Source organism: Pseudonocardia pini (genome assembly GCF_013870575.1).
In the GTDB taxonomy this organism is placed as follows: Bacteria; Actinomycetota; Actinomycetes; order Mycobacteriales; family Pseudonocardiaceae; genus Pseudonocardia; species Pseudonocardia pini.
In genome coordinates, this window is the sequence record NZ_JACBXB010001020.1 from 1 (window position 1) to 1589 (window position 1589).

Consider the following 1589-nt stretch of genomic DNA (forward strand, 5'->3'; position numbering starts at 1 on the left):
TGCGGGCGATGTCCGCGGACAGCCGGGCCGCGGGCTGCAGCGGGCTGAGGGTCACCACGCAGCGCTCACCGGCCAGGATCGCGGCCAGCAGGCCGACGTGCTCCGGTCGGTTCTCCAGCACGACGCCGACCCGGGTCCCCGGGCCGGCGAGGCCCGCAGCCTCCAGGGTCTCCTCGACGGCTCGCGCCACGGCCCGCAGGTTCCCCCACGTCCACCACGCGGCCTCGGCGCCGGACCCGGTCTCGATGACCTCGGCCTCGTCGGGCGCCTCCGCCAGCAGCTGCGCGAGGCGTGCACTGATGCCCACGGCCACTCCCGTCCGTCGGGCCCGCGGCGTTCCGCCGGACGGGCCTTGATCTCCTACAGAGTACACTGAATTAGCTCGTTGTCGGCATGGCGCGACTCTCACCGGACGAAACGGGTGCGGGAACGCGGACCCACTCGGCTCAGGCCTCGGTCGGGACGAGCCCCGTCACCACGTCGCGGCGCACGAGCTTGCCGGTGGGCGTACGCGGGATCTCCGCCCAGCACACGATCCGGTCCGGAGTCTTCGAGCCGCGCAGGGTCCGACGGACCTCAGCCCGCAGCGCCTCGGTGTCGAACCCCTCCGGGTCGACGCCCTGCCGGGGCACCACGACCGCCTCGATCCGCTGGCCCCACTCGTCGTCCGGCACCCCGACGACGACCGCGTCGGCGACGTCGGGATGGCGCAGCAGGACGTCCTCGATCTCGGCCGGGGCGATGTTCTCGGCGCCGCGGATGATGGTGTCGTCCACCCGGCCCTCGATGAAGAGGTAGCCCTCGGCGTCGAGCCTGCCGTGGTCGCGGGTGTAGAACCAGCCGTCGGGGTCGACGACGGAGCCCTTGCCCGCGTACTCCCCCGACACCTGCTCGCCCCGGACCCAGATGTGGCCGGACGCGCCGGGTCCGATCGGTGTGCCGTCGTCGGCCCGCACCTCGATCTCGATGCCGGGCACGGCGCGCCCGGCCGACGACAGCCGCGCCCGTACGACCTCGTCCGCGCTGGTCAGCGCCTGGCGGTGCTCGTCGGGACCCAGGACGGTGATCGTCGAGGAGGTCTCGGTGAGGCCGTAGGCGTTCACGAAGTCCACGTGCGGCCACTCCGCGAGGGCCCGCTCGACGACCCGGCGCGGCATCGCCGCACCGCCGTAGGCGAGCGACCGCAGCGTCGGCACCGACCGGTCCAGACCCGGCTCGTCGACGATCCGGGCGAGCATCGTGGGCACGACCATGGCGTTCGTGACGCCCTGCCCGCGCACCAGCTCGACCCACTGCCGCGGAGAGAAGGCCTCGAGCACGATGACGCGACGGCCCGCGTAGAGGTTCGTGAGCGCGTTGGACACCGCGGCGATGTGGTATGGCGGGACGCTCATCAGCGCCGCGTCCCCGGCCTCCGCGGCCGCGTACTCCACCGTCCCCAGCACGTAGGAGACCAGGTTGCTGTGCCGCAGCACGACGCCCTTCGGCGCCGACGTGGTCCCGCTCGTGTAGATGATCACCGCCGCGGAGTCGGGGTCGACGAGGACGGGCTCGTCGGCCTCCGCGCTCTCGCCCGCCCCGGCGGTGTC

At 73.4% G+C, this 1589-nt stretch carries 2 protein-coding genes; both read right to left on the bottom strand.

All coding sequences use genetic code 11. From position 1 onward, the window contains the following. Window positions 1–307, bottom strand: a 307-nt coding sequence (locus tag H5J29_RS32055) for an AMP-binding protein (RefSeq protein ID WP_181784661.1), incomplete at its 3' end; no start/stop codon positions are given. 139 nt (window positions 308–446) lie between these two features. Beyond that, window positions 447–1589: ANL family adenylate-forming protein (locus H5J29_RS32060; protein WP_181784662.1), on the bottom strand; the 1143-nt coding region annotated here is incomplete at its 5' end.